A 13,230-nucleotide genomic window follows, 5' to 3' on the forward strand; every position below is an offset into this window, starting at 1 on the left:
GACGGCGTTGATATTCCCGCGCCCGACTTATCGATAGCCAAGGCTAGCGGTACCCGGCCTCAGTCGATGCGGTTCTATTGACTCGGTCAGAGGCCGCGCAGATTCAGGGAGAAGTGCCATGAAGAATGTCATCTGGTTGGTCATCGGCGTGGCCGCCGGCTTCGTAGTTGCCCACGAGGTCAACAAGACCCGGCAGGGCAAAGCGTTCTTCACCGAACTCGACACCAAGGCACGCGAATTCGGCGAGGCCATATCTGAGGGCTACCGCGAGCGCGAGGCCGAGCTGCACGCCGCACTCGGCCACGTCGCCGACGGCGCGGGTGATGCGCCAGCACCCAGCGCGCCCGAAGCATCCGCCCACCGGTAGAAGCACCACTCCAGCACCCCTCAATTTCACGGCATCACAACATTCATGCACCACCAAAGCTACGGACACCATGCAGACTGCTGACATTCGCGGGCGCTGGCTCGACTTCTTCGCCGATCGTGGACACACCGTTGTCCCGTCCGCGTCACTCGTGAGCGACGACCCCACCCTTCTCTTCACCGTGGCGGGCATGGTGCCGTTCGTGCCGTACCTCACCGGGCTGGTTCCCGCTCCGTACCCCCGCGCGACGAGCGTGCAGAAGTGCATTCGCACCAACGACATCGAAGAGGTCGGCAAGACTCCGCGGCACGGCACCTTCTTTCAGATGAACGGCAACTTCAGCTTCGGTGACTACTTCAAGGAAGAAGCCATCGGCTTCGCCTGGGAACTGCTCACCACCCCCGAGAACCAGGGCGGCTACGGGTTTCGCGAGAGCGAACTCTGGGTCACGATCTATCTCGACGACGACGAAGCGTACCGCTACTGGCGGGCACTTGGAGTGCCGGATAACCGCATCCAACGCCTTGGCATGGAATCCAACTACTGGTCCACCGGCCAGCCAGGACCGGCCGGCCCCTGCTCGGAGATCTTCTTCGACCGCGGCCCCGCCTACGGCGCTGACGGCGGCCCGGCCACCGATGACGACCGTTACGTCGAAATTTGGAATCTGGTCTTCATGCAGTACCTGCGCGGTGAAAGCACGGGCAAGAGCGACTTTCAGATTCTCGGCGACCTGCCGAAGAAGAACATCGACACCGGCATGGGCCTCGAACGCGTCGCCTTTCTCAAGCAGGGCGTCGAGAACATGTACGAGATCGACCAGGTACGCCCGGTGCTCGACCGCGCGGCCGCCCTGTCGGGTCGCCGCTACGGCGCAGACCACGACGACGACGTTCGCATGCGCATCGTCGCTGACCACGTGCGGTCCTCGCTCATGCTGATGAGCGACGGCGTCATGCCGTCCAACGAGGGTCGCGGCTACATTCTGCGCCGCCTGCTGCGTCGCAGTGTGCGCGCCATGCGCCTGCTCGGCGTCGACACCGTGAGCATGCCCGAACTGCTGCCCGCCTCGCGTGACGCCATGAGCGCCGCTTACCCCGAGGTGAAGAGCGACTTCGGGCGCATCAGCCAGGCCGCCTTCGCCGAAGAAGAAACCTTTTTGCGCACCCTGGCGAGCGGCAGCGCCGTGCTCGACCTGGCCGTCGCGAAGACCAAAAAGGCCAGCAAAACCGAACTGGCCGGCCCGACTGCTTTTTTGCTGCACGACACCTACGGGTTTCCGATCGAGATCACGCTCGAGATCGCCGAAGAAGCTGGCCTCAGCGTGAATCGTGACGCCTTCGACGTGCTGATGACCAAGCAGCGCACCATGGCCAAGGCCGATGCGAAGTCCAAGAAGACGACCCTGGCCGACCTCGGCGTCTACAGCGCCTTCCGCGCCCTCGGCGAGACGGTCTTCACGGGGTACGACGACCTGCGGAACGAGTCGGGCGTGCTCGGACTCATCGTTGACGGCGAATCCGTGACGAGCGCGGTCGCCGGCGAGACTGCCGAAGTTATTCTCGCCGAAACCGCCCTCTGGGCCGAATCCGGCGGGCAAGAAGCGGATGCCGGCCTCATTGTCGGCCCCGGCTACGAGCTCAAGGTGCTCGACGTGCAGAAGCCGGTCAAGGGCTTGATCAGTCACAAGGTGCTGGTGCAGTCCGGCGAAGTCGGTGTGGGCGACAGCGCGACAAGCGTGGTCGACGAGAGCTGGCGCCGCGGCGCGCGCCAGGCGCATTCGGGCACTCACGTTCTGCACGCTGCACTGCGCCAGGTACTCGGCCCGAACGCCCACCAGTCCGGCTCGTACAACAAGGCCGGGTTCTTTCGCCTCGACTTCTCCTGGAACCAGGCGCTGTCCCCGGCGACTCGCGCGGAGATCGAGGAGATCTCCAACAATGCCATCCGCGACAATCTTCCGGTCACCACGCGGCAGCTGCCCCTCGCCGAGGCGAAGGCGCTCGGCGCCATGGCTTTGTTCGGTGAGAAGTACGGCGATGTCGTGCGCGTTGTGGACATCGGTGGTCCCTGGTCGCGCGAACTCTGCGCGGGCACCCACGTGAGCAGCAGCGCTGAGATCGGCATGATCAACCTGATCAGCGAGGCCTCGGTCGGATCGGCCAACCGCCGCGTCGAATCGCTCGTCGGCCTCGAGGCGTTCCGCGACCTTGCCGCCGAACGCGCCCTGGTGTCACAGCTCACCTCGAGCCTGAAGACTCCTCGCGACCAGCTACCCGAGCGCATCAGCGACCTCGTCACGAGCCTCAAATCGGCGGAGAAGAAAATCGCCGCATTCGAAGCCCGCGCCCTGACCGACCGGGTTCCGGCTCTGCTGGCCTCGGCTCGCCGGGTCGGCGCCGTGACCGTTGTTGCCGAGGACCTCGGTGTGCTCGCTTCCCCGGACGATGTGCGGATGCTGGCGCTCAATACCCGGGAACGCCTCGGCACCGACGCAGTCGTCGTGGCGCTCTCGGCCATTGCCGGTGACAAGCCCGTCGTGATCGTCGCAACCAACCAGTCTGCTCGGGCTGCCGGGCACAAGGCCGGAGCCCTCGCCAAGACCGTCGCTGCAATTCTCGGCGGTGGCGGCGGCGGTAAGGACGACCTCGCGCAGGGTGGCGGCCCCAATGGTGACGCCATCCCGGCCGCGTTGCAGGCCGTCGTTGCGGCGGTCAGCCGCTAACGATGCGCTCCGACCGAACCCCCGCCTGGCGTCGGACCGACAGATCGGAGGTCGCGGCGGGCGATGTCGTGCCCGCCACGGTGACGCCCGCACCCCGCATGCGCCCGGGGGTGCGGATCGGCGTCGATGTCGGCAAGGTGCGGATCGGCCTGGCCCGCAGCGACAACCACGGCATGCTCGCCACACCGGTCGAGACCGTCGCCCGCGACCAGTCGGGAGTGACCGACGTCGCCCGCATCCGCACGGTGGTGCTCGAGCTTGACGCCGTCGAGGTCATCGTGGGCCTCCCGCTGGCCTTGTCGGGCAACGTGACGGCATCGACCGACGACGCGATCGATTTCGCCGACCGGCTCGCCCGCACGCTCTCCGTGCCGGTGCGTCTGGTCGACGAACGGCTCTCGACCGTGTCGGCGCAGTCGGCGTTGCGGGCATCCGGTCGTTCAGCGAAAACGCAACGACCAGTGATCGATCAGGTAGCCGCGACTATCATTCTGCAACACGCGCTCGACAGCGAGCGTGCCTCGGGGCGACCGCCAGGCTCGCCCGTCGAACCGACCGAGAGGCCGTAACGGTGCCGAGTTCCATCCCTGAAAATCAGCTGCCGAGCCGCCGTCAGTTGCGCGCGCAGCAGGCCGCCGCGCAGCAGGCCGCCGCGCAGCAGGCCGCCGCGCAGCAGGCCGCCGCGCCGCAGGCCGCCGCGCAGCAGCCGGCTGTGGGGGAGATCAAGTCTGAACCAGCCCGCCCTTCGGTCGCCTCCGCCGCACCAGTAGTGCCGCGTCGGCCGACGGAGGCCGCTCCAATTCCCATGACGATCGGTCCCGCAACCGATGCCATCGCTGATCCGATGCAAAATCTGATGGCGAACGACAGCGGTGATTCCGGCCGCGGTCGGGCGAATCGGCGGTCGCTTCTCGCTGGCGAACCGCCCCGGGAAAAGCGCGGTCACAAGGGCGCCTGGGGCTGCCTGATCGTCTTCGTCGTTCTGGCTGCGCTCCTGGCCGGCACGGTGTTCTTCCTTCAGGGTCCCATCTCCCAGATCATCGCGGCCACTCAGGGACCGGCCGATTTCACGGCGGAGGAAGCGGTCGCCGGTGAAGATGTGGTCGTCATGATCCACGACGGTGACGGCGGTTCGGACATCGCCAGTTCCCTCGTCGACCAGGGCGTGGTGAAGAGCTTCGATGCGTTTTACAGGATTTTGTTGCAGACGACCCCGGAGCCGGTGTTCCAGCCCGGCGCCTACCAGCTGAAGACGAAAATGGTCGCGAGCACGGCCCTCGCTGCCCTGCTCGACGCGAAGACACGACTGAACCGCACCGTGGTCGTGCCCGAGGGCACCGCGGCCGTCGATGTGCTGCAGTTGATTTCCGAGGGAACGGACATTCCCCTCGCTGATCTGCAGGCCGCCGCAGCGAACGTCGCATCGTTCGGACTGCCGGCCGAAGCGGCCACGCTCGAGGGCTTTCTCTTTCCCGCTACCTATACGTTCGCGCCGGGGGACACCGCGCAGATCGCACTGCAGACCATGGTGAATCGCCAGTTCAAGGCCCTCGACTCTGCCGGAGTTGCCGCCGAGGACCGCTGGTCGACCGTCGTGCTCGCCTCACTGATTCAGCGGGAAGCCGGCCTGCGCGACGACTATTACAAGGTGTCTCGGGTCTTTCGCAACCGGCTGGACCCCGCCCAGTGGCAGAGCGGCCTGCTGCAGTCCGACGCAACAGTCGCCTACGGTACCGGGAACACGCACCTCGTGACCACGACCGACGCTGAACGCGGCGATGCCGGCAACATCTACAACACCTACGTGCATCCCGGCATGGTCGTTGGCCCCATCTCCAACCCGGGCGACCTGGCCATCGATGCCGCCCTGCACCCGCTCGATGGATCGTGGCTGTTTTTCGTGACCGTAAACCTCGACACCGGCGAGACGGTGTTCTCCACCACGGTGGCAGAACACGATGCTGCTGTTGTCGTCTGGCAGAACTGGATGAGGGAGCACCCCGAATATGGATAGTCTCACGCCGAATCGGCTCGCCGTCCTTGGCTCGCCGATCAAACACTCCCGTTCGCCGTTGCTCCACCGGGCTGCCTACCGGCAGTTGGATCTCGACTGGTCCTACGACGCCGTCGAGGTGAAATCGGGCTCCCTGGCGATGTTCCTGAGCAAGGTCGGGCCCGAATGGCGCGGTCTGTCACTGACCATGCCGCTCAAGCAGGAGGTGCTGCCGTTCATCGACGACTGCGATCGGGTGGCGCAGCTGACCGGTTCGGTCAATACGGTGCTGCTGCGCAAGGTGAACGGTCGCGGAACGCTGAGCGGGTACAACACGGATGTTGCGGGTCTGGTGCGCGCACTGGCTGAGGGTGACATCACCCGGGCAACCCACGTGACCCTGCTCGGAGCCGGCGCGACGGCGGCATCCGCCCTGGTGGCGGCGGCGGAACTCGGCGCTGAATTCGTCACGGTGCTGGCGCGGGATCCGCAGAAAGCGCAGCCGCTAATCGAACTCGGCCGGTCGCTCGGTGTGGTCGTCGACCTCCAAGGATTTGGCGGCTCCACCCCGGTCGACAGCGACGTCGTGATCAGCACCCTGCCCGGGGGAACCGTGCTGCCCGCACCGCTGCCGCTCGCGCTGCGGAAACGGGCCGTCTTGTTCGACGTGGCCTATTCACCGTGGCCGAGTGGGGTGGCCACGTCGTGGCAGGTCGCCGGCGGAAGCGTGCTCGACGGCCTCGGAATGCTGTTGCATCAGGCGCTCATCCAAGTGCGGGTGTTTGTCACCGCCGACCCGTTCGAGCCCTTGCCCGATGAGGCGGCCGTGCTCGCGGCCATGCGCGGCGCTCTGACCCGTGACACTGGCCCTCATGATGCTGTGGAAAGATAGGAACCATGCTTCGTTGGCTCACCGCCGGAGAATCTCACGGCCCCGAACTCATCGCCATTGTCGAGGGTTTGCCCGCTGGGATTCCGGTCACCCTTGATTCGATCCGTCTCGACCTGGCGCGCCGCAAACTCGGCTACGGCCGGGGCGCGCGCATGAAGTTCGAGGAGGACGAGCTCACCCTCTCGGGTGGTGTCCGCCACGGTCTCACTCTCGGTGGCCCGGTAGCGCTGCGCATCGGCAACTCGGAATGGCCCAAGTGGGTCGACGTGATGAGTGCAGCACCGGTTGACCCGGCCACGCTCGCTCGCGGCCGCGGTGCACCCCTGACCCGGCCCCGGCCTGGCCATGCCGATCTAGCCGGCATGCAAAAATATGGCTTCGACGAAGCCCGCCCGGTGCTCGAGCGGGCCAGCGCCCGCGAGACCGCCGCTCGCGTGGCACTCGGTGCCGTGGCTCGGTCTTTTCTGCACGAGCTGGGAATTGAGCTGGTCAGCCACACCATCGCCATCGGCCCGGTGCGCGTACCAGACGGCTCGCCGTTGCCAGAGCCCGCAGACGTCGATGCCCTCGACGCCGACCTGCTGCGCTGCTTCGACGCCGAGACATCCGCTTTGATGGTCGCTGAAGTGGATGCCGCACACCGGGACGGCGACACGCTCGGTGGCGTCGTCGAGGTTCTCGCCTACAACCTGCCCCCCGGCCTCGGATCGTTCGTGCACTGGGACCGCCGTCTGGATTCCCAGCTCGCCGCTGCCCTGATGGGCATCCAGGCCATCAAGGGTGTCGAGGTCGGCGACGGCTTCGAGACCACCCGCCGCCGAGGCTCGGATGCGCACGACGAACTCGTGCTAGCGGATGGCGCCATTCAACGAGTCAGCGACAAGGCCGGCGGAACCGAGGGCGGCATGAGTACCGGTACCGTGCTGCGCGTGCGCGCCGGCATGAAGCCCATCGCGACCATTCCGCGAGCCCTGCGCACCGTCGACGTCGCCACGAGCGAGCCAGCACCGGCGCACCATCAGCGCTCCGACGTCTGCGCGGTTCCGGCGGCCGGCGTCGTCGCCGAGGCGATGGTCGCGCTCGTGCTCGCCAATTCCGTGCTCGAGAAGTTCGGCGGCGACTCGATCGGTGAGACCCGCCGTAACGTTCAGTCGTACCTGGCCAATATTCCGGCGAACCTGCGAACGGGCGCGTCGAGCGACGCCTCCCTGTAGCCGGCCGTGAACGCGGTGTTCTCCCGGCGCAACTCGCTGCTACCGATTGTTTTCATCGGCCCGATGGCCGCCGGCAAGACGAGGATCGGTCGCCGCGTGGCGCGCGGGCTCAACGTGCCTTTCATTGACACCGACAAGCGCATCGTCGAAAGCTACGGTCCGATCGCGGAGATCTTCGCGCGCGAGGGCGAAGAATATTTTCGCATCGTCGAGCGCGAAGCCGTGAACTGGGCGCTCGGCGAGCCGGCCGTCGTCTCGCTTGGCGGGGGAGCGGTGCTGCACGCCGACACCCAGGCCGATCTCACAGACGCGACCGTCGTCTATTTGAGCGTGACCACCGCGGCCGTGCAGGCGCGCCTCGGCGGCAGTAAACGGCCGCTCTTAGCCGGCGGCATCACCGACTGGGAACGCATCTACAACCTGCGCCGCCCCACCTATGAAGCCCTCGCGACGATTCGCCTGGACACCTCCAACCGACCCATCAGTGGCATTGCCGACGAAATCGTGAATTGGGTTCAAGAAAGAAATGATGACTGAGATTACCGAGAAGAACGAGATGACCGACCAGCCCGCTACCACCGTGATCACCGTGACCGGGGTCGACAGTTATCCGATCAGCGTGGGGCGTGGACTGGTCAGTACCGTCGCCGAGCAGCTGGGCAGCGGAGTCAACAAGGTACTCATCGTGCACACCGCTACCGTCGGCGCCCGCGCGGTCGCCCTGCGCGACAATCTGCTGCAGACCTACTCCGAGGTCTTGCTCGCCGAGATTCCCGACGCCGAGGCCGCCAAGCGCGTTGAGGTCGCTGCATTCTGCTGGGGCGTCATGGGTCAGTCCGACTTCAGCCGCACCGACGCCGTGATCGGCCTCGGCGGCGGCGCTGTCACCGACCTCGCCGGCTTCGTGGCTGCCACCTGGCTGCGCGGCGTCAAACTCGTGCAGATTCCCACGAGCGTGCTCGGCATGGTCGATGCGGCCGTGGGTGGTAAGAACGGCATCAACACCGCCGAGGGAAAGAACCTCGTCGGTACCTTCTATGCGCCCGCCGCCGTGCTCTGCGACTTGGACCTGCTCGAGCAGCTGCCGCGTAACGAGATCCTCGCTGGTTTCGCCGAAATCGTGAAAGCCGGTTTCATTCAGGTTCCAGAGATTCTCGACATCATCGAAGCGGATGTCGACCGGGCCACAGACCCGAAGACCCCCGAATTTCGCCGGCTGATCGAACTGTCGATCGCCATGAAGGCCAGCATCGTCGGTGCGGACTTCAAGGAGGCCGGCCTGCGCGAGATACTCAACTACGGCCACACCCTCGGCCATGCGGTCGAGCACGCCGAACGGTATGGCTGGCGTCACGGCGCGGCCGTCGCCGTCGGCATGATGTTCGCGGCGGAACTTGCCGCCCTCAGCGGACGGCTCTCGATCGAGGTTGTCGACCGGCACCGCAGCATCCTCGAATCATTGAGTCTGCCCACCGGCTACCCGGTGGGCCGCTGGCCCACCCTGCTCGCCACGATGCAGCGCGACAAGAAGACCCGCAGCGGCATGCTGCGCTTCGTCGTGCTCGACGATGTGGGTAAGCCGACCATCCTCGAGGGCCCGGATGCCTCGCTGCTGTTCAGCGCCTACCAGGCGATCGGGCAGTAGCCGCCAGCCGCCGGACCGAAACTGCCGCTAGCTCGGAGCTGCCGCCGCAGCGGGCGGGGCTGCGGCAGCCGCGCCGACCCGGTCGGTGACTGCCGCAGCCGCGAACGGGGTGATCACCGTCATGAGCTCCGAGCGAATGAGGAAGCGCACCCCGCGCGGTGCTTCGGCGCTGAACCCGCTACCGCGGCCGGGCACGACATCGACGGTGAGAAAGGTGTGGCTCCAATAACTGAACTGTTCGGCCGACATCCAGAAGTCGAGCGGCTGACTGGGTTCATCGGCCGGGGCCAGGTCGAATTGGCCGAGGCGCACGTCCTGATCGGAGGTGATGAACTCCCCGGCCATGAAGAGCATTGGCGAACTGCCATCACAGCAGCCGCCGGACTGATGGAACATAAGCGGCCCGTGCTCCTCCCACAGGTTGCGGAGCAGATCGACCGCGACCGGGGTGAGTTCGACGCGAGGGACGGTTTCGCCGGCGATTGTGACCGACGCGGTGATCGTGGGTGTTGGCATGGGCGGACCTTCCCAATTTTTTATGAAGTGTAAGACACGTGATGAAAGTGGGGCTGCCGACGACAATACGTCGTTGGAAGCCCCCAGACCAGACCCGCAGCGAAGTCCCATCCGCTGGGATGCTGCTGCGGGTCACATCCTCATGACGGGGCGGTTTAGAAGAAGCCGAGCTTGTTCTCGGAGTAGGACACGAGCAGGTTCTTGGTTTGCTGGTAGTGACCGAGAGCGAGCTTGTTGTTCTCGCGGCCGATGCCGGAACTCTTGTAGCCGCCGAACGCGGCGCCGGCCGGGTAGGCGTGATAGTTGTTGACCCAAACACGACCGGCCTGGATATCACGCCCGGCCCGGTAGGCGACGTTGCCGTTGCGCGACCACACGCCAGCACCGAGACCGTAGATGGTGTCGTTCGCGATCGAGATGGCGTCGTCATAATCGATGAAGCTCGTCACGGCGAGCACCGGCCCGAAGATCTCCTCCTGGAAGAGACGCATCTTGTTGTGGCCTTCGAAGATGGTCGGCTGCACGTAGTAGCCGCCGGTGAGGTCGCCGCCGAGGTCGGCGCGTTCACCACCGAGGGCGAGTATGGCGCCTTCCTTGGTGCCGATATCGATGTAGGAGAGGATCTTCTCGAGCTGGTCGTTGCTCGCCTGGGCGCCCATCTGGGTGTCCGTGTCGAGGGGGTTGCCTTGGATGATCTTCTTGGCACGGATGACCGCGTCGGCAAGAAAACTGTCATAGATCGGCTTCTGCAGCAGCGCCCTGCTCGGGGCCGTGCAGACCTCGCCCTGGTTGAAGGCGAACAGCACGAATCCTTCTTGGGCCTTGTCGTAGAAGGCATCTTTCTCCTGCGCGACGTCGCTGAAGAAGATGTTCGGGCTTTTACCGCCGAGCTCCACAGTCGACGGAATGATGTTGGCGGAGGCGTACTGCAGAATGAGCCGACCGGTCGTGGTTTCACCGGTGAACGCAATCTTGCGGATGCGGTTACTCGAGGCGAGCGGCTTGCCGGCCTCGAGGCCGAAACCATTGACGATGTTGACCACCCCCGGGGGGAGGATGTCACCGATGAGTTCCATCAGCACGAGGATGGAGACCGGGGTCTGCTCGGCCGGCTTGAGCACGACTGCGTTGCCAGCGGCGAGGGCAGGAGCAAGCTTCCAGACAGCCATCAGAATGGGAAAGTTCCAAGGGATGATCTGTCCGACGACGCCGAGGGGTTCGTGGAACTGGTACGAGACGGTGTCTCCGTCGAGCTGGGCGTGGTCACCGTCCTGGGCGCGGATCGCCGAGGCGAAGTAACGGAAGTGGTCGGCGGCGAGGGGGATGTCGGCGTTGATCGTCTCGCGTACGGCCTTGCCGTTGTCCCAGGTTTCGGCGACGGCAAGCATCTCGACATTGGCGTCGATGATGTCGGCGATCTTGTTCAACACGGCTGCGCGCTCAGCGGGGCTGGTCTTTCCCCAGGCCGGTGCGGCCTTGTGGGCGGCGTCGAGGGCCAGGTCGATGTCTTCGGCGGTGCCGCGAGCAACTTCGGCGAACGGCTTGCCGGTGACCGGGGTGATGTCTTCGAAATACTGGCCCTTGACCGGGGCGACCCATTCGCCACCGATCCAGTTCTCGTACCGAGACTTGAAGGTAACTTTGGAGCCGGGTGTTCCGGGGGCTGCATAGACGGTCATATCACTCCTAGTTCGACAACGGTGTCGGGCTCGCAATCCTGCGGCCTGTGTCGACTCTAGGACCGGGAACGTTGCAGGATGTTGCGTCGCGTGCCGATCTCACCCTCGATGCGCGCCAGTTGCGCAACGACCATGGCACGCTTGGGCGAGCGGGCCGGGAGCAGTTCGAGGCAGGCCCGCCAGACCTCGGTGTCCCAGGTAGCCTCCTCGGTGCGGGCATAGGAGAGGAGAAGGTCGACCGAGGCGTCGGAGAGCAACGCTTCGCGCAGGCGACGGCTCACCTCCAGGCGTATTTCGACGATTCCGGGCGCGTTGGAGCCGGGAAGGACCGCCCCGCGGTAGGCACCGAGCGCCACCCGATGGGCGCCCCTGTCCAGGAATGCCAGTACGCGTTGAGCGTCGAGTTCGAACGGGAACTCCAGCCGATAGGGACGGGACGCGATGGTGTGGACGGATTCCAGAAGTGCCAGCACCTTACGCACCCGGACCATCTCGGCGCGCAGGGTCTCCACCCCTGTTCCCTGGTCGGAGAGAAGAGTCGAGAGTCGATCGGCCGAAAGCCCCTCGCGGTGCCAGGCCAACAGGGTGAGAATTTCGGCGTGGCGTGGTGACACGTCGACGCTGCCCTCGCCGCAATGCACTCGACCGTTGTCCGTGCCCAGCACGCTCATCGAGGCCGCCACCACCCGTGGGGATCGCGGCGGCGGGGATACGTGCAGTCGATGTGCCCTGGAGAAACCTGTCGGGCGATCAAGACGCGCAATGCGCAAGTCCGCCTCCATCGCCGCGACGGCGGCTTCCACGAGGGGGAGCGTTTGCGGCGCGACCGCCTGGTCGCCGCCGGTGATGTCGATAACGCCGAGGATCTCGCCGGTATCCGGGTCGTGGATGGGTACGGCCGTGCAGCTCCACGGGTGCGCGAGGGCGTTGAAGTGTTCCGCCCGCCAAATCTGAATACCGCGGTCCAGCGCGAGGGCGGTGCCTGGGGCACTCGTTCCGACCCGGCCTTCCGACCAATCGGCGCCCTCCACAAACAGCATCTCCTCGACCTGCCGGCGCAGTACCCGGTCACCGTCGATCCAGAGCAGCCGACCGGTTTCATCGCCGACCGCAACGAGCAGCCCGACGTCGAAGGCATGTCGGATGAGCAGGTTGTGCACGATGGGCAAGACCGCGGCCAGCGGATGCTGGTTTCGCAGGCCGCGTAGTTCGGCGTCGGTCAACGTGCGATCGGGTGTCACTCTCGCCGGGTCGAGGCTGAGGGAGAGAGAACGCTGCCAGGAATCCTGCACGAGCTTGCGCACACCGGTCTGGAAGACCCGGTCGTTGACGGCGGATTCGTGGGCACGTTCCAAAGCGACCAGACTCTCACGCGCGGAGCCAGACGGAACCGACGACGTACTCTTGAAGCCGTGTCCCATCAGCGTCTGCCTCCGTTAGCAGTGGTCGAGCGAAGCGGCCGAGGCCACCGTCGAATTTTCATTCTAGGGGTAGAGCTCGGTTGATCGGCTGGAGTTTCGGTCGATTGTAACCGCCGGAGCGGTGATCAGTCGCACGTGTTCGTCGGAGATTATCCACAACCTCGGCGTGCCAGGGATTTCTCGGGATAACCGCTGGCTATCGAAGCATCCGCTCATGCTGACTTCATGACAACCACGCATGATATCGTCGACGCTCTGCCCGTGACCACGGTAGAACACGCTCGCGCACGCGTCTTCGACCTCGTCGGCCACGCCATCCGCCGGCAGCTGTGGCTCATGCTGCTCGACGCCCACGGGCAGCAGCTCCCGCTGCTGATACCCATCGATGGAATTCCCGTGCGGCCCGAACCCGGTTCGGTGCGGCCCTTCGCCGCCGGAATCAACGACCTCCTCGCCGAGGAGGCTCCGGGCGGCAGTGTCATTGTCGCGCTGGAGCGGCCGGGACCAGCAGCCCTCACCGAGGCCGATCGGGCCTGGGCGATCGAACTGACCGAGTCCTTCGGCACGCTCATGCGCCTCACCGGCCTGTTCGTCGCACACAATGATGGCGTGGCCGTTCTCCGTCCCTGACCGGCGCCGGCCATGCCGCGAAGCTCCACGCCCTAGGTGTTCTTCCCACTGACGTTGTGAACGCGGTCGATGGGTGATTTGCCGCCGATGCCGGTATGGGGTCTGTGGTGATTGTAGCTATGAATCCAGTCCAGGTACGTTGCTGCTC

13 protein-coding genes are annotated in these 13,230 nt (G+C 65.6%); 9 read left to right on the forward strand and 4 right to left on the reverse strand.

Annotated elements, in window-relative coordinates; translation table 11 throughout:
* Window positions 1-118: 118 nt before the first annotated feature.
* The 8 genes from E3T50_RS12400 to aroB all read left to right on the forward strand — a co-directional run bounded on the left by E3T50_RS12400 (window position 119) and on the right by aroB (window position 8,836).
* Window positions 119-367 carry a hypothetical protein gene (locus E3T50_RS12400; RefSeq protein ID WP_241990903.1) on the forward strand — a complete coding sequence of 83 codons (249 nt, stop codon included), beginning with the start codon at window positions 119-121 and terminating at the stop codon, window positions 365-367.
* A 70-nt stretch (window positions 368-437) separates the two neighbouring features.
* Complete coding sequence (alaS, locus tag E3T50_RS12405; protein WP_134552280.1) at window positions 438-3,092, forward strand: alanine--tRNA ligase; 2,655 nt, start codon at window positions 438-440, stop codon at window positions 3,090-3,092.
* Window positions 3,093-3,190: 98 nt separating this feature from the next.
* Window positions 3,191-3,661, forward strand: a complete 471-nt coding sequence (gene ruvX / locus E3T50_RS12410) for a Holliday junction resolvase RuvX (protein ID WP_134459438.1) — start codon at window positions 3,191-3,193, stop codon at window positions 3,659-3,661.
* A 2-nt stretch (window positions 3,662-3,663) separates the two neighbouring features.
* A complete protein-coding gene (mltG, locus tag E3T50_RS12415) occupies window positions 3,664-5,106 on the forward strand; it encodes an endolytic transglycosylase MltG (protein ID WP_241990904.1) in 1,443 nt (480 codons plus the stop codon).
* On the forward strand, window positions 5,099-5,977 hold the full coding sequence (locus E3T50_RS12420; protein ID WP_134459163.1) for a shikimate dehydrogenase: 879 nt from the start codon (window positions 5,099-5,101) through the stop codon (window positions 5,975-5,977). Before mltG ends, E3T50_RS12420 begins: the two co-directional genes overlap by 8 nt.
* Window positions 5,978-5,982: 5 nt before the next feature.
* A complete protein-coding gene (aroC, locus tag E3T50_RS12425; protein ID WP_134552282.1) occupies window positions 5,983-7,191 on the forward strand; it encodes a chorismate synthase in 1,209 nt (402 codons plus the stop codon).
* A 6-nt stretch (window positions 7,192-7,197) separates the two neighbouring features.
* On the forward strand, window positions 7,198-7,728 hold the full coding sequence (locus E3T50_RS12430) for a shikimate kinase (protein WP_241990905.1): 531 nt from the start codon (window positions 7,198-7,200) through the stop codon (window positions 7,726-7,728).
* Window positions 7,729-7,747: 19 nt separating this feature from the next.
* The gene (gene aroB / locus E3T50_RS12435; RefSeq protein WP_134552302.1) at window positions 7,748-8,836 is read left to right on the forward strand and encodes a 3-dehydroquinate synthase; all 1,089 of its coding nucleotides are present in this window, start codon (window positions 7,748-7,750) and stop codon (window positions 8,834-8,836) included.
* 27 nt (window positions 8,837-8,863) lie between these two features.
* Here the strand turns inward: aroB and E3T50_RS12440 are convergent, their stop codons facing one another.
* From E3T50_RS12440 to E3T50_RS12450, 3 genes are all read right to left on the reverse strand, one after another.
* The gene (locus E3T50_RS12440) at window positions 8,864-9,352 is read right to left on the reverse strand and encodes a DUF779 domain-containing protein (RefSeq protein WP_134552284.1); all 489 of its coding nucleotides are present in this window, start codon (window positions 9,350-9,352) and stop codon (window positions 8,864-8,866) included.
* Window positions 9,353-9,507: 155 nt separating this feature from the next.
* Complete coding sequence (gene exaC / locus E3T50_RS12445) at window positions 9,508-11,031, reverse strand: acetaldehyde dehydrogenase ExaC (protein WP_134552286.1); 1,524 nt, start codon at window positions 11,029-11,031, stop codon at window positions 9,508-9,510.
* A 56-nt stretch (window positions 11,032-11,087) separates the two neighbouring features.
* The gene (locus E3T50_RS12450) at window positions 11,088-12,452 is read right to left on the reverse strand and encodes a GAF domain-containing protein (protein ID WP_134552288.1); all 1,365 of its coding nucleotides are present in this window, start codon (window positions 12,450-12,452) and stop codon (window positions 11,088-11,090) included.
* 225 nt (window positions 12,453-12,677) lie between these two features.
* Between E3T50_RS12450 and E3T50_RS12455 the strand changes: the two genes are divergently transcribed.
* Entirely contained in the window at window positions 12,678-13,082 is a 405-nt protein-coding gene (locus tag E3T50_RS12455) for a hypothetical protein (RefSeq protein WP_134552290.1), read from the forward strand.
* Between the two features lie 32 nt (window positions 13,083-13,114).
* On the opposite strand, the gene E3T50_RS12460 is transcribed toward E3T50_RS12455, so the two are convergent.
* Window positions 13,115-13,230, reverse strand: a 116-nt coding sequence (locus E3T50_RS12460) for an integrase core domain-containing protein (RefSeq protein WP_166784220.1), incomplete at its 5' end; no start/stop codon positions are given.

Origin of the sequence: Cryobacterium gelidum, from assembly GCF_004403985.1 — a bacterium.
GTDB lineage: Bacteria > Actinomycetota > Actinomycetes > Actinomycetales > Microbacteriaceae > Cryobacterium > Cryobacterium gelidum.

Excerpts from the sequence above, each read along its gene's own strand:
- E3T50_RS12400 (WP_241990903.1), top strand. The coding sequence starts at position 119 with ATGAAGAATGTCATCTGGTTGGTCATCGGCGTGGCCGCCGGCTTCGTA.
- alaS (WP_134552280.1), top strand. The coding sequence starts at position 438 with ATGCAGACTGCTGACATTCGCGGGCGCTGGCTCGACTTCTTCGCCGAT.
- ruvX (WP_134459438.1), top strand. The coding sequence starts at position 3,191 with ATGCGCCCGGGGGTGCGGATCGGCGTCGATGTCGGCAAGGTGCGGATC.
- E3T50_RS12420 (WP_134459163.1), top strand. The coding sequence starts at position 5,099 with ATGGATAGTCTCACGCCGAATCGGCTCGCCGTCCTTGGCTCGCCGATC.
- aroC (WP_134552282.1), top strand. The coding sequence starts at position 5,983 with ATGCTTCGTTGGCTCACCGCCGGAGAATCTCACGGCCCCGAACTCATC.
- aroB (WP_134552302.1), top strand. The coding sequence starts at position 7,748 with ATGACCGACCAGCCCGCTACCACCGTGATCACCGTGACCGGGGTCGAC.
- E3T50_RS12440 (WP_134552284.1), bottom strand. The coding sequence starts at position 9,352 with ATGCCAACACCCACGATCACCGCGTCGGTCACAATCGCCGGCGAAACC.
- exaC (WP_134552286.1), bottom strand. The coding sequence starts at position 11,031 with ATGACCGTCTATGCAGCCCCCGGAACACCCGGCTCCAAAGTTACCTTC.
- E3T50_RS12450 (WP_134552288.1), bottom strand. The coding sequence starts at position 12,452 with ATGGGACACGGCTTCAAGAGTACGTCGTCGGTTCCGTCTGGCTCCGCG.
- E3T50_RS12455 (WP_134552290.1), top strand. The coding sequence starts at position 12,678 with ATGACAACCACGCATGATATCGTCGACGCTCTGCCCGTGACCACGGTA.